Here is a 20,405-nt window from a genome sequence, read left to right as displayed (position 1 = left end):
TATGCTCTCAGGTTTATTTTCACACTCCGCGGCCGGTGCCGCGGATTTTTCACATCTGGAACAGGCCAGCGTCGAGTTTCGTCATGTGGACAAACGCTACGGTGACCATCAGGTTTTAAACGACATTAACCTCACCATCACGCCCGGTGAAGTGGTCGCCATCCTCGGCCCTTCGGGTTCCGGTAAATCCACCCTGATTCGTCTTATCAACCAGCTTGAAACCCTAAGCGGCGGAGAGATTCTGGTCGACAACAAGCCTACCGCAAAGCTCTCCGGTACCGGGCTGCGCCAGCTGCGCAGCCGCGTGGGGTTTGTGTTCCAGCAGTTCAATCTTTACGCCCACCTCACCGCCAGCCAGAACATCACCCTGGCGCTGGAGCACGTTCACGGCTGGAAGCCGCAGCCCGCACGGGAGCGCGCGCTGGCCCTGCTGGAGAAGGTCGGGATGCTGGAAAAAGCCCACCATTTCCCGGCAGAGCTTTCCGGTGGACAGCAGCAGCGCGTCGCGATTGCCCGCGCCCTGGCCTCATCACCGCAAATCATTCTGTTCGATGAACCCACCTCCGCGCTGGATCCGGAGATGATTGGTGAAGTGCTGTACGTGATGAAAGCCCTCGCCCACAGCGGGATCACGATGATCGTGGTGACACACGAGATGCAGTTTGCCCGGGAAATTGCCGACCGGATTGTCTTTATCGACGGCGGGCAAATTCTGGAAACCGCGCCGCCGGCACAGTTTTTCAGCCAGCCGTCGCATCCGCGCGCGCAGCGGTTCCTGCAAAAGGTGCTCAACCCGCTGCATCAGGAGCATCTGTAATGCCCGCGCTCGACTGGCAAGGGGTACTGACCGGACAGCCTCTGCAGTGGATACTCTCCGGATTCCTCACCACCCTGTGGGTCACGCTTGCCGGGATGCTGCTGGCCAGCCTGCTCGCACTGCTCTTTATGCTCCTGCGCCTTTCCGGCGGACGCCCCGGGAACGCGGTCGTCAGCAGCTGGGTGTCGCTGTTTCGCAATACGCCGCTGCTGGTGCAGCTGCTGTTCTGGTATTTTGCCGCCTGGAACGGGCTACCGCAGGCGTTCCGCGACGCGGTGAACGCGGATCACAGCTGGTCAATTCTGCCCGGCGACGTCTGGTGGTTTACGCCCGAATTTTTATGTTCTGCCTGGGGGTTGGGCGTCTTTACCTCGGCGTTTTTAATCGAAGAGGTGGAGTCGGGCTTACGTTCCGTACCTGCCGGACAGCGGGAGGCAGCGCTCGCGCAGGGATTCTCCGCGTGGCGTCTGTTTCGTTACATCCTTCTGCCGCAGGGCCTGGCCAACGCCTGGCAGCCGGTCGTGGGCCAGTACCTAAATCTGATGAAGCTCTCCTCGCTCGCGAGCGGGATTGGCTTTGCCGAGCTGACCTATCAGGTCAGGCAGATCGAGAGCTATAACGCGCACGCGCTGGAGGCGTTTACCCTCGGTACCGCGCTCTATCTGCTGACCGGCCTGGTCATGGGGATGGTGCTGGTTCGCATCGGGCCTGACGCGAAACGTAAACGCCCAGGCGTCGCCACCACAGGGAGTGAAAAACATGATTGCCGGACTTAACGTCATCACCGATAACCTCGACTATCTGCTGTGGGGACGCGCGGCGACGGGTGAACCGGGGGGCGTATTGCTGTCGTTGATGATGGCGGCCGGGGCCGCCGTCATCGCCCTGCCCGGTGGGATAGTGCTCGCGTGTCTGGCCTGGCGCTTTACCGGGCTCGTGCGAAAGGCCCTCTTTCTGTGGGCAGAGCTGATTCGCGGCATCCCGCTCATCTTCGTGATTTTCTGGATGTGGTATCTCCTGCCGCTTATGACCGGGGGCGATCTGCCGGGAGCGCTGACCGTCACGCTGGCTCTGGCCTGGTTTACCGCGGCAACGGTGATGCACTCGGTGCTGGCCGGGCTTAACGCGCTACCGTCAGGACAATACGAGGCCGCACTGTCTCAGGGATTCAGCACGCAGCAAACCCTCCTGCGCGTGCTGCTGCCGCAGGCGCTGAGGAATATTCTGCCGTCGCTGGTGGGGATTTTTATCAGCCTGCTGAAGGATACGTCGCTGGCGTTTATCGTGAACGTACCGGAACTGACCACGGTGGCGGGACAGGTCAACAACCGGGTGCAAATCTACCCGGCGGCCATTTTTATCTTTACGGGCGTGGTCTACTACTTGCTCTGCTGCTCGCTCGAACAGCTTGCGAAGCGCTGGCGCATTACCCGGCCAGCGCTTTAACCACCGTTTCCATCGCTTCGGTTGTCAATTCACTGCGCTTAACGCGCTGGTTCGCCAGCGCGGTACGCAGGACTCCGGCAATGACAATATGCTTTGGCTCCTGCCCTAAATCACGCATCTCAAGCACCACCTTCCCGACCACCCGGCACATCTCCTGATACAGCGCTTCATCTTTGGTCACGTTACCCATCGTCATCACTCCATTGCCTGTTAAACGTTGAGCTTAAATGATTCTCCTGCCGGATACAAAAAAGAAGCCCGGCGAGAGACTCGCCGGGCTTCATCTGTAAAATCAGTAAATTAGTTGTTTACTGGGATGACCGCGCCTTTGTACTTGGTGCGGATCCAGTCCTGAATCTCTTTCGAGTGCAGGACGTTCACCAGGGCAACGATATCTTTCTTCTTCTCGTCACCGCGATGCACGGTAATGATGTTGGCGTACGGGTTGTTTTCACCGCTCTCTACCGCAATCGGGTCGTGAACCGGATCCAGACCGGCGTCAATCGCGTAGTTGGCGTTAATCACCACCGCATCGCCTTCGTTGTTGTTGTACATCTGCGGCAGCAGAGAGGCTTCCACGTTCGGGGTGAACTTCAGCTTTTTCGGGTTCTCAACGATGTCGCTGATGCGCGCGGTCACTTTATCGATGCCCGGCTTCAGCTTGATCACGCCCTCTTTCTCGAAGATGGAGAGAATACGCCCCTCTTCAGAAACCGCGTCACGCATGATGATCTTGCCACCTTCCGGCAGGTCTTTCAACGACTTGTATTTTTTGGAGTAGATGCCGATTGGCTCAATGTGGATCGCGCCCGCACTGACGAAATCGTAGTCTTTGTCGCCCGCATGATCCTTAAGCACGCTGTTCAGGTAAGGAATGTGCTGGAAATAGTTCGCGTCGATGTCATGACCCGCCAGCGCGGTGTTCGGCAGAATGTAGTCCTGGAACGGTTTAATCTCCAGGTCGATACCCTGCTTCGCCAGAATCGGCTTAGCCTGCTCCAGAATTTCGGCATGCGGCGTGTTGGATGCGCCCACGGTCAGGGTGTCGGCCCAGGAGGCGAAGCTCAGGGCGCTCAGGGTTGCGGCGGCGATCAGTGTCAGTGTTTTTTTCATGATGTGGTTCCTGTGTGTATTTATTAGCGTTTATCTAACAGTGAAGTAATGACATCGCCGCAGAACTGGATAATGAAAACGATGATCAGAATGGTCACCGTTGCCACCAGCGTGACGTCACCATGGTTGCGCTGGAATCCTTCCAGATAAGCCAGATTTCCCAAACCGCCGGCGCCAATCACCCCCGCCATTGCGCTGTAGCTCACCAGCGCAATCAGCGTCACCGTAATACCCGATACCAGTGCGGGTGATGATTCCGGCAGTAAAACCCGAAACACTAACGTGCTCAGTCGTGCGCCCATCGAGCGCGTTGCTTCGATGACGCCTTTATCCACTTCACGCAGGGCGATCTCCACCAGGCGTGCGTAGAACGGTGCGGCGCCCACAATCAGCGCCGGCAGCGCCGCGTTGGCGCCGAGAATGGTGCCGGCGACGCTCTTGGTGAACGGGATCAGCAGGACAATCAAAATGATGAACGGAATAGAGCGGAACACGTTCACCACAATCGAAATCACGCTGTAGACCGTGCGGTTGTGGAACAGCCCGCCGCGCGCGGTTAAAAACAGCGCCAGCCCCAGCACGATGCCCAGCACAAACGTCGCCACGCCGGACAGCGCGGTCATGTACAGCGTCTCCAGCGTCGCCGCCCAGAGCTGATCCCACTTGAGATGCGGAAAGAGATTCTCAGCCATGTTTAATCACCTCGCCTTCAATATCGCTGTGCTGCAGGTCGGCGAGGATATTGTTCAGTTGTTCATCGGATGCCACGACATGCACCCAGAGCTGACCAAACACACCGTGGGCGGTTTGCGTCATTTTCCCGTGCAGGATATTAAACGGCAGGCCGTAGCGCAGGGTCAGTTCACCCACGATCGGCTTATGGGTGCTGTGCCCGGTAAAGGTCAGCCTGATGACCGTGCCTTCCAGATCGTTTGCCAGTTCGGTATTGAAGGTTTCCTCCTCAGCGTACTGGCTCACCTGGCGGACAAACTGCTGCGTAATCGGCTGCTGCGGATGGGTAAAGACGCTCAGCACGTCGCCCTCTTCCACCACTTTACCGTTCTCCATCACCGCCACGCGGTCGCAGATTTTGCGCACCACGTGCATCTCGTGGGTGATCAGCACGATGGTCAGCCTGAAGCGGCGGTTAATATCCAGCAGCAGATCGAGGATCTGATCGGTGGTCTGCGGGTCGAGCGCGGAGGTGGCTTCATCGCAGAGCAGCACGTCAGGGCTGTTAGCCAAAGCGCGCGCAATACCCACGCGCTGCTTTTGCCCGCCGCTCAGCTGGGACGGGTACGCATTCTCGCGCCCCTTCAGGCCGACCAGCTCCACCAGCTCGGCGACGCGCGCCTTGATGTTGGCTTTTGGTACACCGGCGATTTGCATCGAGAAAGCGATATTCTCGCTCACCGTGCGCGACCACAGCAGGTTGAAGTGCTGGAACACCATGCTGATTTTCAGGCGCGCCTGGCGCAGCGCTTCACCCTTTGCCGCAGAGATATTCTGCCCGTTAATGGTCACGCTTCCGGCGCTGGGTTTTTCCAGACCGTTCAGCAGACGAATCAGCGTGCTTTTCCCGGCTCCGCTGTAGCCGATAATTCCGTAAATCTGTCCCTGCTCTATCGTCAAATTGACGTCATCAACGGCAGTCAGCGCGACCTTTCCGTTGTCAAAAACCTTCGAAATATTCCTGAGTACGATCATTCTTATTCTTTATCCGTTTCGCGCATGGCTGTTTAGCAGTATGGATGTCCAAACGATAGTAAACAGGCGTTATCAGCTTTCAAATGAACAAAAAAGAATTTGTTATAACTTTCGGAAATAAACAGCGGATTTACAGTGTGGGAAGCATTTAGATCAATTTCAGCAATGATTATCTACCGGATGCATATCTGCTGGTAGATGCCCGCTAGAAACGGTCATTTTTTCAGCATTTCATGCCGATATAGCCATCCTCACATCCAGACAACTTTACGTCTTGCTGTCCTGACATCCAAAAATGGCATTTATATTCTTTTCTGTTCTAAAGAGCAGTGAATGGTTCTTTATTGCGAAAATTTCGCCGCTCTATCATCCCGTCATGACATCCAGAAAGGAAAACATCATGACGATTTACCATTCCGTCACCGAACTGATTGGCCGTACCCCGCTTATCCAGCTGCACAAGCTTGATACCGGACCCTGCTCGCTGTTCCTGAAGCTGGAAAACCAGAATCCGGGCGGCTCTATTAAGGATCGCGTTGCGCTGTCGATGATTAACGAAGCGGAGCGTACCGGCCAGCTGCAGCCGGGCGGCACGATTATTGAGGCGACGGCGGGGAATACCGGTCTCGGCCTGGCCCTGATTGCCGCCCAGAAAGGCTACTCGCTGATCCTGGTGGTGCCGGACAAAATGAGCCGCGAGAAGATTTTCCACCTGCGCGCGCTGGGTGCCCAGGTGGTGCTGACCCGCTCCGACGTTAACAAGGGCCACCCCGCCTATTACCAGGATTACGCCCAGCGCCTGGCCAACGAGCTGCCCGGCGCGTTTTACATCGACCAGTTCAATAATGAGGCCAACCCGCTGGCGCACCGCACCACCACGGCACCGGAACTGTACGAGCAGCTTGACGGGCGGATCGACGCCATCGTGGTGGGCGTCGGCTCAGGCGGTACGCTGGGCGGCCTGCAGGCGTGGTTCGCCGAGCACTCTCCGCACACGGAGTTTGTCCTGGCAGATCCGGCCGGATCGGTTCTCGCCGACCAGGTGGAAACCGGACGCTATCACGACGCGGGCTCCTGGCTGGTTGAGGGGATTGGCGAAGACTTTATTCCGCCGCTGGCCCACATTGAAGGGGTGAATCGCGCCTGGCGCATCACCGACCGCGAGGCCTTCACCACCGCGCGCGACCTGCTGAAAACGGAAGGCATTCTGGCGGGCTCCTCCAGCGGCACGCTGCTGGCGGCCGCGCTGAAGTATTGCCAGGCGCAGACCGCGCCGAAGCGCGTGGTGACCTTCGCCTGCGACAGCGGCAATAAGTATCTCTCGAAGATGTTCAACGATGACTGGATGCGTCAGCAAGGGCTCATCACGCGCCCTCAGGCCGGCGATCTCTCCGACTATATCGCCCTGCGCCACGATGAAGGCGCCACCGTTACCGCCGCCCCGGACGACACGCTTTCCACCGTACTGGCACGCATGCGCCTGTATGACATCTCCCAGCTGCCGGTGCTGGAGAACGGCAAGGTGGTGGGCATTATCGACGAGTGGGATCTCCTGCGGCACATCGGCGGCGACGGCGACCGCTTCGCGCTTCCGGTGACGGCAGCCATGACGCGTCAGGTGGAGTTTCTTGATAAACACGCCCCGGAAAGCGCCCTGAACGCCATCTTCGACCGCGGTCTGGTGGCCGTGATTAATGACAACGACCGTTTTCTCGGTCTGATTACGCGCAGCGACGTTCTGACCGCCTGGCGCAACCGTCTTCAGCAATAAAGGAATCGATGATGAAAAATCTGGCCACCCTCAGTGTACACAGCGGCGAGTTCAACGACCAGCACGGCGCCGTCATGCCGCCGATATACGCCACCTCAACGTTTGCGCAACCGTCACCCGGCGAGCATACCGGCTATGAGTATTCCCGCAGCGGCAACCCTACCCGCCATGCGCTGGAAACCGCCATCGCCGAACTGGAAGGCGGCACGCGCGGCTACGCCTTCGCCTCCGGTCTGGCGGCCATCTCCACGGTGCTCGAACTGCTGGATAAAGACAGCCATATTGTCGCCATTGATGACGTTTACGGCGGGACGTATCGCCTGATTGAAAACGTGCGCAAGCGCAGCACCGGCCTGCAGGTCAGCTGGGTTAAACCGGACGACTTAGCTGGTCTCGAGGCCGCCATTCGCCCGGATACCCGCATGGTGTGGGTCGAAACGCCAACCAACCCGCTGCTGAAGCTGGCGGATCTGGCGGCCATTGCGGCGATCGCCCGCCGTCATAACGTCATCAGCGTGGCGGATAACACCTTCGCGTCACCGGTGATCCACCGTCCGCTGGAGTCGGGTTTCGATATCGTGGTGCACTCCGCCACCAAATACCTGAACGGCCACTCTGACGTGGTGGCCGGGCTGGCGATTGTCGGGGACAACAGGGAACTGGCGGATAAGCTGGGCTATCTGCAAAACGCGGTAGGCGGCGTACTGGATCCGTTCAGCAGCTTCCTGACGCTGCGCGGTATTCGCACGCTTGCTTTGAGGGTAGAAAAGCACAGCACCAACGCGCTGGCGATTGCGCAATGGCTGGATCAGCACCCTCTGGTCGAAAAGGTGTTCTATCCCGGCCTGGAATCGCATCCGCAATATCAACTTGCCCGTACGCAGATGGCCCTGCCCGGCGGGATGATTTCCGTGGTGGTAAAAGGCGATGCGCAACGCGCCACCGAGGTGATTCGCCACCTGAAGCTGTTCACCCTCGCGGAAAGCCTCGGCGGTGTGGAAAGTCTGGTGAGCCAGCCTTACAGCATGACCCACGCCTCGATTCCGCTGGAGCAACGCCTGGCAAACGGCATTGTGCCGCAGCTGATCCGTCTGTCAGTCGGGATTGAAGATCCGAAAGACCTGATTGCCGATCTCAGCCAGGCGCTGCAAAAATAAGCAAAACGCGGCAGGTCAATCACCTGCCGCCATAAGTTGTCATCATGGCTTAACGCCTTGATAACAATATTATGTGAAACTGCACAGATTATTTCTGAAACACCGTTTCCATTTTCCTTTTATCTTAAAATCAGCGTATAATGCGCGCCTAATCCCTGGTGAATGGTTTCAGCGCTTGGAATACAAAAAACAACGTACAACTTCTCCTCTCCTTCGTTGGGCTGTCACTCAGGCACACTTTCTTCTGCACGCTCATTTGATGTCTCCTATCCTTAGTGCGTGTCATATACTCTTTTGCAACACAGGTTTGACTCCGCGGCGGTGCGCCCCCGGAGCGAGATTTCCATATCCTTCCCAACTTAAAGACTAAGACTGTCATGAAAAAGACGAAAATTGTTTGTACTATCGGCCCGAAAACCGAATCTGAAGAGATGCTGACCAAAATGCTGGACGCCGGCATGAACGTGATGCGTCTGAACTTCTCCCACGGTGATTACGCAGAACACGGTCAGCGTATCCAGAACTTGCGCAACGTAATGAGCAAGACCGGTAAAAAAGCTGCGATCCTGCTGGATACCAAAGGTCCAGAAATCCGCACCATCAAACTGGAAGGCGGTAACGACGTCTCTCTGAAAGCGGGCCAGACCTTCACCTTCACCACTGACAAATCCGTTGTTGGCAACAGCGAAATCGTTGCAGTGACCTACGAAGGCTTCACCAACGACCTGTCCGTCGGTAACACCGTGCTGGTAGACGATGGTCTGATCGGTATGGAAGTCACCGCGATCGAAGGCAACAAGGTTATCTGTAAGGTGCTGAACAACGGCGACCTGGGCGAAAACAAAGGCGTTAACCTGCCGGGCGTCTCTATCGCACTGCCAGCACTGGCTGAAAAAGACAAACAGGACCTGATCTTCGGTTGCGAACAAGGCGTTGACTTTGTTGCGGCCTCCTTCATCCGTAAGCGTTCTGACGTAGTTGAAATTCGTGAGCACCTGAAAGCGCACGGCGGCGAGAAGATCCAGATCATCTCCAAAATTGAAAACCAGGAAGGCCTGAACAACTTCGACGAAATCCTCGAAGCGTCTGACGGCATCATGGTTGCACGTGGCGACCTGGGCGTAGAAATCCCGGTTGAAGAAGTGATCTTCGCGCAGAAGATGATGATCGAGAAATGCGTTCGCGCGCGCAAAGTGGTTATCACCGCAACGCAGATGCTGGACTCCATGATCAAAAACCCACGCCCAACCCGCGCAGAAGCAGGCGACGTGGCTAACGCCATCCTCGACGGTACTGATGCCGTTATGCTGTCTGGCGAATCCGCAAAAGGTAAATATCCGCTGGAAGCGGTGTCCATCATGGCCACCATCTGCGAACGTACCGACCGCGTAATGAAAAGCCGTCTGGACTACAACAACGACAGCCGCAAGCTGCGCATCACCGAAGCGGTATGCCGCGGTGCAGTAGAAACGGCTGAGAAGCTGGAAGCGCCGCTGATCGTGGTTGCCACCCAGGGCGGTAAATCAGCTCGCGCGGTGCGTAAATACTTCCCGGATGCGACTATCCTGGCGCTGACCACCAACGAAACCACGGCTCGTCAGCTGGTGCTGAGCAAAGGCGTGATCCCTCACCTGGTGAAAGAGATCGCGTCTACGGATGATTTCTACCGTCTGGGTAAAGAAGTCGCTCTGGAGCTGGTTGATCGTGGTCTGGCACAGAAAGGTGACGTTGTGGTCATGGTTTCTGGCGCGCTGGTACCAAGCGGAACCACCAATACCGCATCTGTTCACGTGCTGTAATAATTCCCGAACGAATTAATTTTGATAAAAAGCGCCCTCCGGGCGCTTTTTTTATTCCTGGCATTAGCTAAAGTCATTCAAATTGCAAATCGGGTTTTTCTATTTAATTGCGAATTATCTAAGATGAATCCGATGATAAATGCCTTTTTTTACATAGATTTTTGCTCAAAAAGGGCCGATTCGATGCTTCTTTGAGCGAACGATCAAAAATAGGTGTATTCCCATCAAAAAAATATTCTCAACCCAAAAAACTTTGTGTAATACTTGTAACGCTACATGGAGATTAACTCAATCTAGAGGGTATTAATAATGAATCGTACTAAACTGGTACTGGGCGCGGTAATCCTGGGTTCTACTCTGCTGGCTGGTTGCTCCAGCAACGCTAAAATCGATCAGCTGTCTTCTGACGTTCAGACTCTGAACGCTAAAGTTGACCAGCTGAGCAACGACGTGAACGCAATCCGTTCCGACGTTCAGGCTGCTAAAGACGACGCAGCTCGCGCTAACCAGCGTCTGGACAACCAGGCTACTAAATACCGTAAGTAATAGTACCTGTTAATAAAATGGCGCACATTGTGCGCCATTTTTTTTGCCTGCGTCAAACGGCTACTGCGTCACCTTCTCCCCTTCATCTTCCGCTACCGCAGCGGACACCCGACTGTTCTGTACCGACAATACGCTATTGCTGACCGACGGGCCGCTCCCTGACGACACGATAACCGGGATCCCGGCGCGGCGTGACAGGGCTTTCTCGATCAGAGTCTTATCGCTTCCCGCCTGAGAAACAAAGGTCGCAAAGTCGGCGGAGTGGGTAAGGGGCGAGACCTGCGGGTTTTCTCCCTCAGCCTGCGCCAGCGGGCGATGGACTTCAATATAGCGTTTGCCATCCGGCTCCACGGAGAACTTCACGGGTTCATTGATAATCTGTACCCGCGTGCCAACCCGCACCTGTTCAAACAGGGCTTTAATGTCCGGGGCGTTCATCCGCATACAGCCGGAGCTGACGCGCAGGCCAACGCTGTCCGGCGCGCTGGTGCCGTGGATGAGATATTCCCCGTTGCCCACGCCTAAACGCAGTGCGAAGCGTCCCAGCGGGTTATTTGGCCCGGCAGGTACCACCGGCGGTAATTTAATTCCCTGCTCAAGAGAGCGTGCTCTGATGCCCGGCGTGGGCGTCCAGGTGGGATTCGGGATTTTCTGACTTACGCGCGTGGTCGTGACCGGTGTTTCCAGCCCCAGCTGTCCGATGCCCAGCGGGAAGACCTGAACGATGTTTTCTCCCGGCGGGAAGTAGTAGAGCCGCAGCTCAGCGAGGTTCACCACAATCCCCTCGCGCGGCGTGTCCGGCAGCAGCATCTGCGACGGGATGGTAATGACGGTTCCCGGCGCAGGGTTGACCGGCGCAATGGTATTGTTCGTTTCCAGAATCACCTGCGCCGCGGTATTAAACCGGCGGGCGATGGTCTGCAGCTTATTATCCCCTTCCTGTATCGTGTAGGTTTGATTTTGCCCAATCAGGCGACTGCCTGCGGGCGGCAACGGATAGTCCATCGCGCGGGCCGAATTAAGTGCGCCGAGCGAACTGAGGAGTAATAGAGTTATGAGAGACGCGCGCTTCATGCTGAGATTCCTTATTCACTGGCAGGACGCCAGAAAGCTGAAAAACCAGCGAGGCGGGAACCACCTCGCGAAACAGAATGAATGCTGTTCTGTAAGTCTAGCTAAGGATTGCAGCTTTGGCGCGAATCGCGCGAATCATCGCTTCCAGTCCCTGGGAACGAGACGGGGTGAGGTGTTGGGTCAGGGCCATTTTTTCAAACCACGGACGGACATCGAACGCGACAATATCCTGCGCCGACATCCGGTGATAAAGAATAAAGACCACCGCAATAAGCCCTTTTACAATGGCCGCATCGCTGTCGCCGTGCAGTGCTATCGTGCCGTCGTCAGACTGTTCCATCACAATCCACACCTGGCTCTGACAGCCCTGAATAATATTTTCCGGGTTATGCGCCTCTTCACCGAGCGGCGGCAGACGCTGCCCCAGCTCGATGATATAAAGGTACTTCTCTTCCCAGTTTGCGCAACGCCCAAAGTTGCGCAGCAATTTGTCTCTGTCCGGCAGTTCTGCCATCTTTCGCCTCTCCGTTAGCCCAGCAATTGGTGAATGCGCTTAAGCCCCGCCACCAGCCTGTCGACCTCTTCCGTTGTGTTGTACATCACCAGCGACGCGCGGCACATTGCCGGCACCTGGTAAAACGCCATCAGCGGCATGGCGCAGTGGTGCCCGGTACGGACCGCCACGCCGTAGTTATCGAGGAAACTGCCCACGTCATAGGCGTGATGTTTCCCGAGATTGAACGCAATCACCCCTTGCCGGTCGGCAGGCCCGTAGAGGGTCAGATCCGGCACGCTGGCAAGCTCGGCAAGCGCATAGTGCATCAGCAGCTGTTCGTACTCCTGAATGCTTTCAAGGCCGATTGCGGAGACGTAGGAAACCGCCGCCCCCAGCCCGATAATCCCGCCGGTGTTGGGCGTGCCCGCCTCAAAACGCCACGGCGCGCGCGCATAGGTGGTGCCTTCCGTCAGGCTAACGGTGGCGATCATCGATCCGCCCCCTTCCCACGGCGGCATCGCCTGCAGGATGTCTTCTTTCACGTACAGCACGCCAATCCCGGTCGGCCCATAGAGCTTGTGGCCTGAAAAGACGTAGAAATCGCAGTCCAGCGCCTGAACGTCAACCGCGTGGTGCATCACCGCCTGAGCGCCGTCAATCAGCACCTTCGCGCCGGCCTGGTGGGCTTTTTCGATAATCTCTGCCACCGGGTTTTCCGTCCCCAGCACGTTGGAGACCTGGGTGACCGCCACCAGCCGCGTGCGGTCATCCAGCAGTGCGTCGAGCTGCTCGAGCTGCAGCGTCCCGTCAAGGTTAAGCGGAATGACCCGCAGCTGCGCGCCAACGCGCTCACAGAGCATCTGCCACGGCACGATATTGGCGTGGTGCTCCATCTGGGTGATGATAATATTATCCCCCGCGTGGACCTGCGCGTTGCCCCAGCTGTTAGCGACAAGGTTGATCCCTTCGGTAGTTCCGCGCACGAAGACCAGCTCTTCAGGCGATTTCGCATTGAGGAAGGCGGCAATTTGCGTGCGCACGTTTTCCATACGCTGGGTCGCCTCGGCGCTCAGGGTATGAATACCGCGATGCACGGCGGCGTAGCCGTGGCGATAAAACTCGGCTTCCGCATCCACGACCGGGTTCGGCTTCTGCGCGCTGGCCGCGCTGTCCAGATAGGCCAGAGGAAGACCGTTTACTTCACGGGTCAGAACCGGAAAATCTGCCCGTACTTTCTCGACGGGAAAACTCATGCTTCGCCTCCAGGCAGACGCTGACCGATACGCGCCAGCACCTGCTGTTTCAACTGACCATCGTTCAGCGCTTCCGTCAGTTCGGCGGCAAACGCATAGATAATCATTTTCTGCGCCGCCTGCTGGTCGATACCGCGGGAACGCAGGTAGAACATCTGCTCGTCGTCGATGCGTCCGACCGTCGCACCGTGGCTGCACTTCACGTCGTCGGCGTAGATCTCCAGCTGCGGTTTGGTGTCCACTTCCGCCAGGCGACCTAACAGCAGATTGTTGTTGGTCATCTGCCCGTCCGTTTTAATGGCGTGCTGCGCCACGTTAATCAGTCCGTTAAATACCGCGCGCCCTTTATCACTCACGATAGTTTTGTGCAGCTGGCGGCTGTTGCAGTAGCCTTTGTTGTGCTCAAGCCAGGTGCGCGTGTCGCACACTTCAGATTTAACCGGCATCGCCAGGCTGTTGATGCGCAGCGTGGTGTTTTCACCGTTAAGCTGCGTGCTGGTGTTGTGGCGCAATACCGACCCGCCGAGCAGGAAGCTGTGGCTGTACGCCGCGGCATCCTGACCCAGCACAATGTCGTTATGGGCAAAGTGGTGGCTCTGCGCATTCTCAAACGCCAGCTTGACGTGGTGAAGCTGGGCATTGGCGGCAACGTTCATCGTCAGACGCGATCCGGTAAAGTGCCGGATATCGTTGAGGCTGACGTAATGTTCGATTACCGTGGCCTCCGCCCCCTCCGCCAGCTCAAGATGGTGGCGATAGTGCGCGGTGTTGATTTCGTCGCCGTCCAGACCCTGGGTGATGTGCATCAGCAGCAGCGGTTTTGCCGGACGCTGGTTACGCTTCACGCGGATATGCGTCACGCTGCGGGCCAGGCTCTCGGTTAGGTGCAGGAAAACCTCAGGCTGAACCGGGGCGCTCATGGGCTGGCGATCGTCGTTTATCTCAATCTCAAATCCGCTCCCCTGAAGGGCGTCGCTCAGCTCCGGACGGAACTCACCGTCGACAAACACCAGGCGCACGGCGTCCACGTTTACGGCCAGCGCGTCACGCTGCGCCGGGGTGAGATCCGCCAGACGGGTCACGAACTCGGCGTTCAGCAGGCCGTCAAGCGGGGTGTATTTCCAGTTCTCATGCTTACGCGTCGGCAGGCCGAGACGCAGCATCTGCTGCAGATGCTGCTGCGCCTGCTCAGAGCGCGTGCCGCCCTGGGCTTCAAACAGCCGGTGCCACTGCTGGAGCGCATTACTGCTGTTCGGTAAGCCAGCCATAGCCCTGCTCCTCCAGTTGTTTAACCAGCGTGAAATCACCGGATTTCACAATACGCCCCTGGTAAAGCACGTGAACGTAATCAGGCTTAATGTAGTCCAGAATGCGCTGGTAATGAGTGACGATAATGAACGAACGCTTGCCGTCACGCAGGGAATTCACGCCGTCAGCGACAATCTTCAGGGCGTCGATATCCAGACCGGAGTCGGTCTCATCCAGAATGCACAGCTCGGGCTCCAGCACCGCCATCTGCAGAATGTCGTTACGCTTTTTCTCGCCGCCGGAAAAGCCAACGTTCACCGAACGGGTCAGCAGATCCTCCGGCATTTTTAGCAGTTTGATCTTCTCTTCCATCAGGTCCTGGAAGTCAAAGCGGTCCAGCGCCTCCAGGCCGCGATACTTTCGCACCGCGTTCAGCGCCGTCTGCAGGAAGAACTGGTTGCTGACGCCCGGAATTTCGACCGGGTACTGGAAGGCCATGAAAATGCCCTCTCCCGCGCGGTCTTCCGGCGACATCTCAAGCAGATCTTTACCGTTAAACTCCACCGAGCCGTGGGTCACCTCATAATCTTCGCGCCCCGCCAACGTCGCAGACAGCGTACTTTTCCCGGAGCCGTTCGGCCCCATGATGGCGTGAACTTCGCCCGGCCTGACGTCAAAATTGAGGCCACGCAGGATGGCTTTGTCTTCTACGCTAACCTGTAAATCTTTAATGCTTAACATGTGCTTTCCTTAACCGACGCTGTGTTCAAGACTAATGGCGAGGAGTTTCTGGGCTTCAACGGCAAATTCCAGCGGCAGTTCAGAGAACACGTCCTTACAGAAGCCGTTAACGATCATCGAGATGGCGTCTTCTTCGCTGATCCCGCGCTGCAGGCAGTAGAAGAGCTGATCTTCCCCAATCCGCGACGTCGTCGCCTCGTGCTCAAGCTGGGCCGTGTTGTTACGGCACTCGACGTACGGGAAGGTATGCGCCCCGCATTCAGCGCCAATCAGCATCGAGTCACACTGGGTAAAGTTTCTCGCATTGGTGGCCGTCGGCATGATTTTCACCAGCCCGCGATAGCTGTTCTGGCTATGCCCGGCAGAGATCCCTTTCGAGATGATGGTCGATTTGGTGTTTTTACCAATGTGGATCATCTTGGTGCCGGTATCGGCCTGCTGATGGCCGCTGGTCAGCGCTACCGAGTAAAACTCGCCGATGGAGTTATCCCCGCGCAGGATGCAGCTCGGGTATTTCCAGGTGATGGCAGAGCCGGTTTCAGACTGGGTCCACGACATCTTGCTGTTTTCGCCTTCGCACAGCGCGCGCTTGGTGACGAAGTTCAGGATACCGCCGGTATTGCCGTCGCCCGGGAACCAGTTTTGCACCGTGGAGTATTTCACCTCGGCATCTTTGTGGATGATGACCTCCACCACCGCCGCGTGCAGCTGGTAGCTGTCGCGGACCGGGGCGGAGCACCCTTCGATATAGCTGACGTAACTGCCTTCATCCGCGACCAGAATCGTGCGTTCGAACTGGCCGGTTTTTTCGGCGTTGATGCGGAAATAGGTGGACAGCTCCATCGGGCAGCGCACGCCTTTCGGCACATAGATAAAGGTGCCGTCAGAGGCTACCGCCGCGTTGAGCGCCGCAAAGAAGTTGTCGTTAGAAGGCACCACGGTCCCAATGTATTTTTTCACCAGTTCCGGATGATCGTGAATCGCTTCGCCGAAGGAGCAGAAAATGATCCCCTGCTCTGCCAGCTTCTCGCGGTAGGTGGTCGCCACCGAGACGGAGTCGAAAATAGCGTCCACCGCCACCTCTTTCCCCTCACGCACGGGCACGCCAAGCTGGTTAAAGGCTTCTTCCACCTCTTTGCTGAGGAAACTGTTCTCCGCACCGGTTTGCTGCACCGCGCCGGGCTGCGAGGCGCAGGTATCGTCACAGCTGCCGCAGGAGGGCGCAGAATAGTAGCTGTAGTCCTGATAGTTCAGCTTGTCGTAGTGCGCTTTCAGCCAGTGCGGTTCTTCCATCTCCAGCCAGGCGCGGAAGGCGCTCAGGCGGAACTCCAGCATCCACTCGGGCTCGTTGCGTTTCGCCGAGATCGCCCGCACGACATCTTCGTTGATGCCTTTCGCCAGCTCATCGGTCTGCAGCTGGGTGAAGAACCCCTCTTTATAGTTGAGGTGCCCACCGCCCCAGGTATTTACATCACTCGTTGCTTCAGTATTACGAGACATAGTACCGCCTATACCCCAAAGCTTTCGCCGCAGCCGCATTCGTTCTGGGCCTTCGGGTTATGAAATTTGAATAACTGGTTTAAGCCTTCGCGGACGTAGTCCACTTCGGTGCCGTCAATAAACGGCATGGCCTGCAGCGCGACGTACAGCTTCGCGCCGTCAGTCTCGAACACCAGGTCATCTTTCTCGGGTTCGGTGACGGTATCGAGCACGTAGCCGAAACCCGCGCAGCCGGTCTGTTTGACGCCTAAACGCACGCCAAGGATCTCGGGCTTTTTCGCCACCAGATCGTGAATATGTGCCGCCGCCGCTGGCGTGAGCGTTAAGCCGCGCCAGGCAAAATCGGCAGGATTAAAGGTTTCTGAATGCAGTTCCATAGGTCCACCTCATCTGATAAGCCATCAGGGCATAACACCATGTTAGTGATAACGATTATCACTTCAACCCTCTGTCAGCAGGGGCATTCGGCTAAACCGCCCTTTTTGCCTACTTTTATTAAGCATAGACCCTGTGAGAGGATGCAGTCAGGATGGATGTATTTGTTCAATACATTGATTAATAATGCATTTCAACGCGGCATTTATGACGGGGAAGAGAAAAGTAAAATATGCATCGGAAATGCCTATTTTTGAGATAGCTTTTGTTCAGAAAAGGACAAAAACAAAAAAAGGCCCTCAAGGCCTCTGTTAATCAGTGATGAAATGAGACAGCAAACCCCTGTTCACGCCAGTGATCGAGCTGTTCCTGCTGGCGAGGCGTTGGGGATTTCCCCGTCCAGACGAAGATTTTTTGCCCAGGGAACAGTTCAGGACGCGGCGAATCAATAGGTTCCGCCAGGACGTCAATGTGCCAGCCCTTCTGCGATAAGCGCGCGGCTTCCAGCCACAGGTGGGTGCGGTCATCGCATTCCCAGCCAATCAGGAGTGCGTCTTTACCGGCTTTTTTGCGGGACTCCGCCAGGCTTGCAATCGCGAATTCGATCAGGACGCCGTCAAACAGGCTCGCCATGTGGCGCACGGTGTTTTGATCCTGATTCATGCGCTGACGAACGGGAGAAATAATATTGTCAATCAGTGCATCTATCGCGTGATCGCGGCGGAATTCGCCCATTTTGGCGCGCAGCTTTGCCGGGCTGGCGTAACGCAGAACGGTCATCATCTCTTCCTGGAACGAGACCCAGTTGCCCTGAGTCAATACTTCTTTGTTTTCCAGCAAGGCTTTGACTTTTCCGACCGAGACGCCGCTTTTCATCAGGCGCTTGATCTCTTCTATGCGGAGGATATCTTCATCGTCAAACTGACGATGACCCCCTTCGCTGCGCTGCGGCTTCAACAATCCATAACGGCGCTGCCAGGCACGCAGCGTAACGGGGTTGATACCGCATCGTTCGGCCACTTCGCCGATACTGTAATAGGCCATTAACTCCCTCACGCTCAGAACTTCCATACCTAACTGCACCAACCTTATCAGATTGTACACACCATTTGTATAACTAAGACCGCATTTTGCTCAGGTGAATGGGCTACTCCTCCCTTCACCTGTTAATACATTGTTGTATAAAAATTACCATTCGTACAGTTAACTCTGCCGTAAGGTGTACAGCTTTATCAGAAATCGAACTTTTTCTCCGGCCACGCAATCGCGGGAATACCGCCGTGTCGCGGGCTGGCAAAAAGATGTCCCTGGAACTGGGAAATCCCGGCGGATTCCAGCCACATCCACTCTTCAGCCTTCTCTACTCCTACCGCGCAGAACTGGATCTCAAGCGAGGAGCAGCATTTAATAATCGCCTGAATAATGGCCTGTCGGGGGCCACTTTTATGCACGTTCGCGACCAGATCGCGATTAATCTTAATTCTGTCCGGCTGGAACTGCGCCAGCAGCTGCAGCCCGGCAAAACCGGCGCCAAAGTGATCGATCGTCACGCTGATACCCGCGCTTTTTAACTGCCTGACAGAATCCGTGAATTCATCAAAACGGGAAATGGCTTCGCTCTCGGTGAACTCCACCACAATTTGCTCGGGTACAAACCCATTGGCTTCAATCGCGGTGAGCAGGAAATCCACGGCGTTGGGAATGTTGACCAGCGTCATGGGCCGCAGGTTGAGGGATAACGTCTGATCCTGTAGCCCCAGCGCGCTGGCCATGGAGAGCGCCACCTGCTTGCTGTGTAAATCAGAGGCGTACACCTCGTCACGCGGCAGATTAGCAAAGTAATCTCCCGGTGCGCCGCCGTCAGGCGTGCGGAGAAGCGCCTCCCAGGAGACGACCTGCTGCATAAACGGATCGACTATCGGCTGGAACGCAAAGCTGCAATCCGCCCCTTTCGCGACCACTTCGGGCTGCGCGGACAGGCGCGTTTCTTCGCGAACGAACTCCCAGGAATCCGCAGGCGGCAGTTCAAAATAGTTCGCTTTTTCCGTGGCCTCGACAAAGGTGCGGAAAAACTGCAGCGGGCGGTCATTATACGTCAGCTGATAGCGTGTCGTCCCCCTGTTGAGCACCTGCTGCAGCACTTCTTCCCTGTCGAAGTGGCGCAAATCAAAAAGCTCCATGCCCACGTTACCAAAACGCCGGACAGGTCCGTGATCGCGCATCAGCTCCACCACGTTATGGTGGCGCGGGTCGTTGCAGATCTGCTCATAGATAGCAGAGACGTGTTCCACTGGCCCTTCAAGCAGCTGAAAAAAATGTGTGCCGTTAAACAGCAGGATCCCCGTGACATTGGATTGCCGGTTTTTACTATTTGCTGCAGCGACCATGGCTTCCAGCGCTTTCACTGGAACGTCCTCGCAGATATGGCTGCGGTAAATGATGGTTGTGAGCATGCGATTCCTGGGGTTAGGGTTTTGGCCACAAAACGGTGGATAAGTATCATTTATAGCACATTCATTGCCTGACAAATAATTTACATCTCAATCATTTACGGCAGTTAATGAAACATTTTTCTGCGCTGTACAACTTACCAGTGTCAGACCTTTTTGTACAATATATCCTGTAACATTACCGGTTCACACCAACTAATTAACCATCTGAAAATAAAGCAATTTATAAAATATATCATAAAAATATTAAAAATCTGTACATTTTAAGTGTACAGATTTAAGAATTGTGTATACCTTAATTGTAACGTTAGTGATTACAAAATTTTACAGGAGCGAAACATGCAGCAGAAAGGTTACGCCACAGATTCCGCAGCAGCGATCGCACAGTACTTCGAAAAGGCGGCGCTTCCTACCCAGCAGGAGACGCTGGGCCAGGTGGTTGTCGAAATCCTCAGCGACGGGCGAAACCTGAATCGCAAATCGCTCTGTACCAAACTGCTCAGCCGCCTCGAAAGGGCCGATGGTCCGGAAGAGGAAGAGCACTACCACATGCTGCTTGGTCTGCTCTTCGAACGGTAACGTGATGAATAGCAGTGACGCAGACCGACTGATCGACACGCTTATCGGTGAAGCCGTTCTCTCTCTTCTGAAAGAGCGGGGGCCAGTGACAACCGAAGGATTGCTGCAGCGTCTGCGGGTTATGAAAGAACATGAAAAGGATCCCCGGCGGCGGGAGACACTAGCGGTGGTGATTGCCGAGATCGGCTCAAACAGCATCGCCTTTAAACGTCGCAGAACCGCGCAAGGACGAACGAACAGAGAGGGACCTCTCAACGATAACAGAGACAATGTAGTGCCGTTATTTGGAAGTGGAAAACCGTCCGACCCCAAAAAAATACATTGACTGCAATT

General features: G+C 56.1%; 22 protein-coding genes. 9 read left to right on the top strand and 13 right to left on the bottom strand.

Features of this window, described 5'->3' with window-relative positions; all coding sequences use genetic code 11:
* The first annotated feature begins 1 nt into the window (after position 1).
* From QMN93_RS13765 to QMN93_RS13755, 3 genes are read left to right on the top strand one after another with little or no spacing between them, the layout of a single operon-like run.
* A complete protein-coding gene (locus QMN93_RS13765; protein WP_069302696.1) occupies positions 2–817 on the top strand; it encodes an amino acid ABC transporter ATP-binding protein in 816 nt (271 codons plus the stop codon).
* Positions 817–1,593 (top strand): amino acid ABC transporter permease, encoded by a 777-nt coding sequence (locus QMN93_RS13760; protein ID WP_033145311.1) that lies wholly within the window; start codon positions 817–819, stop codon positions 1,591–1,593. Before QMN93_RS13765 ends, QMN93_RS13760 begins: the two co-directional genes overlap by 1 nt.
* Positions 1,577–2,263 (top strand): amino acid ABC transporter permease, encoded by a 687-nt coding sequence (locus tag QMN93_RS13755; protein ID WP_032657777.1) that lies wholly within the window; start codon positions 1,577–1,579, stop codon positions 2,261–2,263. Before QMN93_RS13760 ends, QMN93_RS13755 begins: the two co-directional genes overlap by 17 nt.
* Here the strand turns inward: QMN93_RS13755 and fumD are convergent.
* The 4 genes from fumD to QMN93_RS13735 all read right to left on the bottom strand — a co-directional run bounded on the left by fumD (position 2,244) and on the right by QMN93_RS13735 (position 5,083).
* A complete protein-coding gene (gene fumD / locus QMN93_RS13750; RefSeq protein WP_008500615.1) occupies positions 2,244–2,453 on the bottom strand; it encodes a fumarate hydratase FumD in 210 nt (69 codons plus the stop codon). The two genes, QMN93_RS13755 and fumD, sit on opposite strands and share 20 nt — an antisense overlap.
* 110 nt (positions 2,454–2,563) lie before the next feature.
* Entirely contained in the window at positions 2,564–3,376 is an 813-nt protein-coding gene (locus QMN93_RS13745; RefSeq protein ID WP_008500616.1) for a MetQ/NlpA family ABC transporter substrate-binding protein, read from the bottom strand.
* Positions 3,377–3,399: 23 nt separating this feature from the next.
* Entirely contained in the window at positions 3,400–4,068 is a 669-nt protein-coding gene (locus tag QMN93_RS13740; protein ID WP_323619708.1) for a methionine ABC transporter permease, read from the bottom strand.
* Positions 4,061–5,083, bottom strand: a complete 1,023-nt coding sequence (locus QMN93_RS13735; protein ID WP_182383399.1) for a methionine ABC transporter ATP-binding protein — start codon at positions 5,081–5,083, stop codon at positions 4,061–4,063. The genes QMN93_RS13740 and QMN93_RS13735 overlap by 8 nt, the downstream gene beginning before the upstream one ends.
* Before the next feature lie 400 nt (positions 5,084–5,483).
* Here QMN93_RS13735 and QMN93_RS13730 point away from each other — a divergent pair, with 400 nt between their 5' ends.
* The 4 genes from QMN93_RS13730 to lpp all read left to right on the top strand — a co-directional run bounded on the left by QMN93_RS13730 (position 5,484) and on the right by lpp (position 10,356).
* Positions 5,484–6,854: a cystathionine beta-synthase gene (locus tag QMN93_RS13730; protein WP_032657782.1), complete on the top strand. Its 1,371-nt coding sequence runs from the start codon at positions 5,484–5,486 to the stop codon at positions 6,852–6,854.
* Between the two features lie 11 nt (positions 6,855–6,865).
* Positions 6,866–8,011: a PLP-dependent aspartate aminotransferase family protein gene (locus tag QMN93_RS13725; protein ID WP_069302695.1), complete on the top strand. Its 1,146-nt coding sequence runs from the start codon at positions 6,866–6,868 to the stop codon at positions 8,009–8,011.
* A 377-nt stretch (positions 8,012–8,388) separates the two neighbouring features.
* Complete coding sequence (pykF, locus tag QMN93_RS13720) at positions 8,389–9,810, top strand: pyruvate kinase PykF (protein ID WP_029739779.1); 1,422 nt, start codon at positions 8,389–8,391, stop codon at positions 9,808–9,810.
* Between the two features lie 309 nt (positions 9,811–10,119).
* Positions 10,120–10,356 carry a murein lipoprotein Lpp gene (gene lpp / locus QMN93_RS13715; protein ID WP_010430241.1) on the top strand — a complete coding sequence of 79 codons (237 nt, stop codon included), beginning with the start codon at positions 10,120–10,122 and terminating at the stop codon, positions 10,354–10,356.
* A 60-nt stretch (positions 10,357–10,416) separates the two neighbouring features.
* Here the strand turns inward: lpp and QMN93_RS13710 are convergent, their stop codons facing one another.
* The 9 genes from QMN93_RS13710 to QMN93_RS13670 form a co-directional block, all read right to left on the bottom strand.
* On the bottom strand, positions 10,417–11,430 hold the full coding sequence (locus QMN93_RS13710) for a L,D-transpeptidase family protein (protein WP_182383398.1): 1,014 nt from the start codon (positions 11,428–11,430) through the stop codon (positions 10,417–10,419).
* 97 nt (positions 11,431–11,527) lie between these two features.
* A complete protein-coding gene (gene sufE, locus QMN93_RS13705) occupies positions 11,528–11,944 on the bottom strand; it encodes a cysteine desulfuration protein SufE (protein ID WP_028012869.1) in 417 nt (138 codons plus the stop codon).
* Positions 11,945–11,958: 14 nt separating this feature from the next.
* Positions 11,959–13,179: a cysteine desulfurase SufS gene (sufS, locus tag QMN93_RS13700; protein ID WP_143347178.1), complete on the bottom strand. Its 1,221-nt coding sequence runs from the start codon at positions 13,177–13,179 to the stop codon at positions 11,959–11,961.
* Positions 13,176–14,447 (bottom strand): Fe-S cluster assembly protein SufD, encoded by a 1,272-nt coding sequence (sufD, locus tag QMN93_RS13695; RefSeq protein WP_182383397.1) that lies wholly within the window; start codon positions 14,445–14,447, stop codon positions 13,176–13,178. The genes sufS and sufD overlap by 4 nt, the downstream gene beginning before the upstream one ends.
* Positions 14,422–15,168, bottom strand: coding sequence for a Fe-S cluster assembly ATPase SufC (gene sufC, locus QMN93_RS13690; protein ID WP_033145303.1), 747 nt, complete (start codon positions 15,166–15,168; stop codon positions 14,422–14,424). Before sufC ends, sufD begins: the two co-directional genes overlap by 26 nt.
* 9 nt (positions 15,169–15,177) lie before the next feature.
* Positions 15,178–16,668 carry a Fe-S cluster assembly protein SufB gene (gene sufB, locus QMN93_RS13685; protein WP_182383396.1) on the bottom strand — a complete coding sequence of 497 codons (1,491 nt, stop codon included), beginning with the start codon at positions 16,666–16,668 and terminating at the stop codon, positions 15,178–15,180.
* An 8-nt stretch (positions 16,669–16,676) separates the two neighbouring features.
* Entirely contained in the window at positions 16,677–17,045 is a 369-nt protein-coding gene (gene sufA, locus QMN93_RS13680) for a Fe-S cluster assembly scaffold SufA (RefSeq protein ID WP_033145301.1), read from the bottom strand.
* A gap of 313 nt (positions 17,046–17,358) precedes the next feature.
* Positions 17,359–18,087: a MerR family transcriptional regulator gene (locus QMN93_RS13675; RefSeq protein ID WP_033145300.1), complete on the bottom strand. Its 729-nt coding sequence runs from the start codon at positions 18,085–18,087 to the stop codon at positions 17,359–17,361.
* Between the two features lie 188 nt (positions 18,088–18,275).
* Positions 18,276–19,496 (bottom strand): diguanylate phosphodiesterase, encoded by a 1,221-nt coding sequence (locus tag QMN93_RS13670; protein ID WP_039262103.1) that lies wholly within the window; start codon positions 19,494–19,496, stop codon positions 18,276–18,278.
* Positions 19,497–19,832: 336 nt separating this feature from the next.
* Between QMN93_RS13670 and ycgZ the strand changes: the two genes are divergently transcribed.
* Both ycgZ and QMN93_RS13660 read left to right on the top strand, forming a co-directional pair.
* A complete protein-coding gene (gene ycgZ / locus QMN93_RS13665; protein ID WP_029739771.1) occupies positions 19,833–20,072 on the top strand; it encodes a regulatory protein YcgZ in 240 nt (79 codons plus the stop codon).
* A 4-nt stretch (positions 20,073–20,076) separates the two neighbouring features.
* Positions 20,077–20,397, top strand: a complete 321-nt coding sequence (locus tag QMN93_RS13660) for a hypothetical protein (RefSeq protein WP_029739770.1) — start codon at positions 20,077–20,079, stop codon at positions 20,395–20,397.
* The last annotated feature ends 8 nt before the right edge of the window (positions 20,398–20,405 follow it).

The sequence above is a fragment of the Enterobacter sp. R-1.6.2 genome (genome assembly GCF_035064085.1).
Lineage (GTDB): Bacteria > Pseudomonadota > Gammaproteobacteria > Enterobacterales > Enterobacteriaceae > Enterobacter > Enterobacter asburiae_B.
This window is presented reverse-complemented; position numbering and strand designations above follow the sequence as displayed.

Coding starts and splice junctions, on each gene's coding strand:
- QMN93_RS13765 (WP_069302696.1), top strand. CDS start 2: ATGCTCTCAGGTTTATTTTCACACTCCGCGGCCGGTGCCGCGGATTTT.
- QMN93_RS13760 (WP_033145311.1), top strand. CDS start 817: ATGCCCGCGCTCGACTGGCAAGGGGTACTGACCGGACAGCCTCTGCAG.
- QMN93_RS13755 (WP_032657777.1), top strand. CDS start 1,577: ATGATTGCCGGACTTAACGTCATCACCGATAACCTCGACTATCTGCTG.
- fumD (WP_008500615.1), bottom strand. CDS start 2,453: ATGGGTAACGTGACCAAAGATGAAGCGCTGTATCAGGAGATGTGCCGG.
- QMN93_RS13745 (WP_008500616.1), bottom strand. CDS start 3,376: ATGAAAAAAACACTGACACTGATCGCCGCCGCAACCCTGAGCGCCCTG.
- QMN93_RS13740 (WP_323619708.1), bottom strand. CDS start 4,068: ATGGCTGAGAATCTCTTTCCGCATCTCAAGTGGGATCAGCTCTGGGCG.
- QMN93_RS13735 (WP_182383399.1), bottom strand. CDS start 5,083: ATGATCGTACTCAGGAATATTTCGAAGGTTTTTGACAACGGAAAGGTC.
- QMN93_RS13730 (WP_032657782.1), top strand. CDS start 5,484: ATGACGATTTACCATTCCGTCACCGAACTGATTGGCCGTACCCCGCTT.
- QMN93_RS13725 (WP_069302695.1), top strand. CDS start 6,866: ATGAAAAATCTGGCCACCCTCAGTGTACACAGCGGCGAGTTCAACGAC.
- pykF (WP_029739779.1), top strand. CDS start 8,389: ATGAAAAAGACGAAAATTGTTTGTACTATCGGCCCGAAAACCGAATCT.
- lpp (WP_010430241.1), top strand. CDS start 10,120: ATGAATCGTACTAAACTGGTACTGGGCGCGGTAATCCTGGGTTCTACT.
- QMN93_RS13710 (WP_182383398.1), bottom strand. CDS start 11,430: ATGAAGCGCGCGTCTCTCATAACTCTATTACTCCTCAGTTCGCTCGGC.
- sufE (WP_028012869.1), bottom strand. CDS start 11,944: ATGGCAGAACTGCCGGACAGAGACAAATTGCTGCGCAACTTTGGGCGT.
- sufS (WP_143347178.1), bottom strand. CDS start 13,179: ATGAGTTTTCCCGTCGAGAAAGTACGGGCAGATTTTCCGGTTCTGACC.
- sufD (WP_182383397.1), bottom strand. CDS start 14,447: ATGGCTGGCTTACCGAACAGCAGTAATGCGCTCCAGCAGTGGCACCGG.
- sufC (WP_033145303.1), bottom strand. CDS start 15,168: ATGTTAAGCATTAAAGATTTACAGGTTAGCGTAGAAGACAAAGCCATC.
- sufB (WP_182383396.1), bottom strand. CDS start 16,668: ATGTCTCGTAATACTGAAGCAACGAGTGATGTAAATACCTGGGGCGGT.
- sufA (WP_033145301.1), bottom strand. CDS start 17,045: ATGGAACTGCATTCAGAAACCTTTAATCCTGCCGATTTTGCCTGGCGC.
- QMN93_RS13675 (WP_033145300.1), bottom strand. CDS start 18,087: ATGGCCTATTACAGTATCGGCGAAGTGGCCGAACGATGCGGTATCAAC.
- QMN93_RS13670 (WP_039262103.1), bottom strand. CDS start 19,496: ATGCTCACAACCATCATTTACCGCAGCCATATCTGCGAGGACGTTCCA.
- ycgZ (WP_029739771.1), top strand. CDS start 19,833: ATGCAGCAGAAAGGTTACGCCACAGATTCCGCAGCAGCGATCGCACAG.
- QMN93_RS13660 (WP_029739770.1), top strand. CDS start 20,077: ATGAATAGCAGTGACGCAGACCGACTGATCGACACGCTTATCGGTGAA.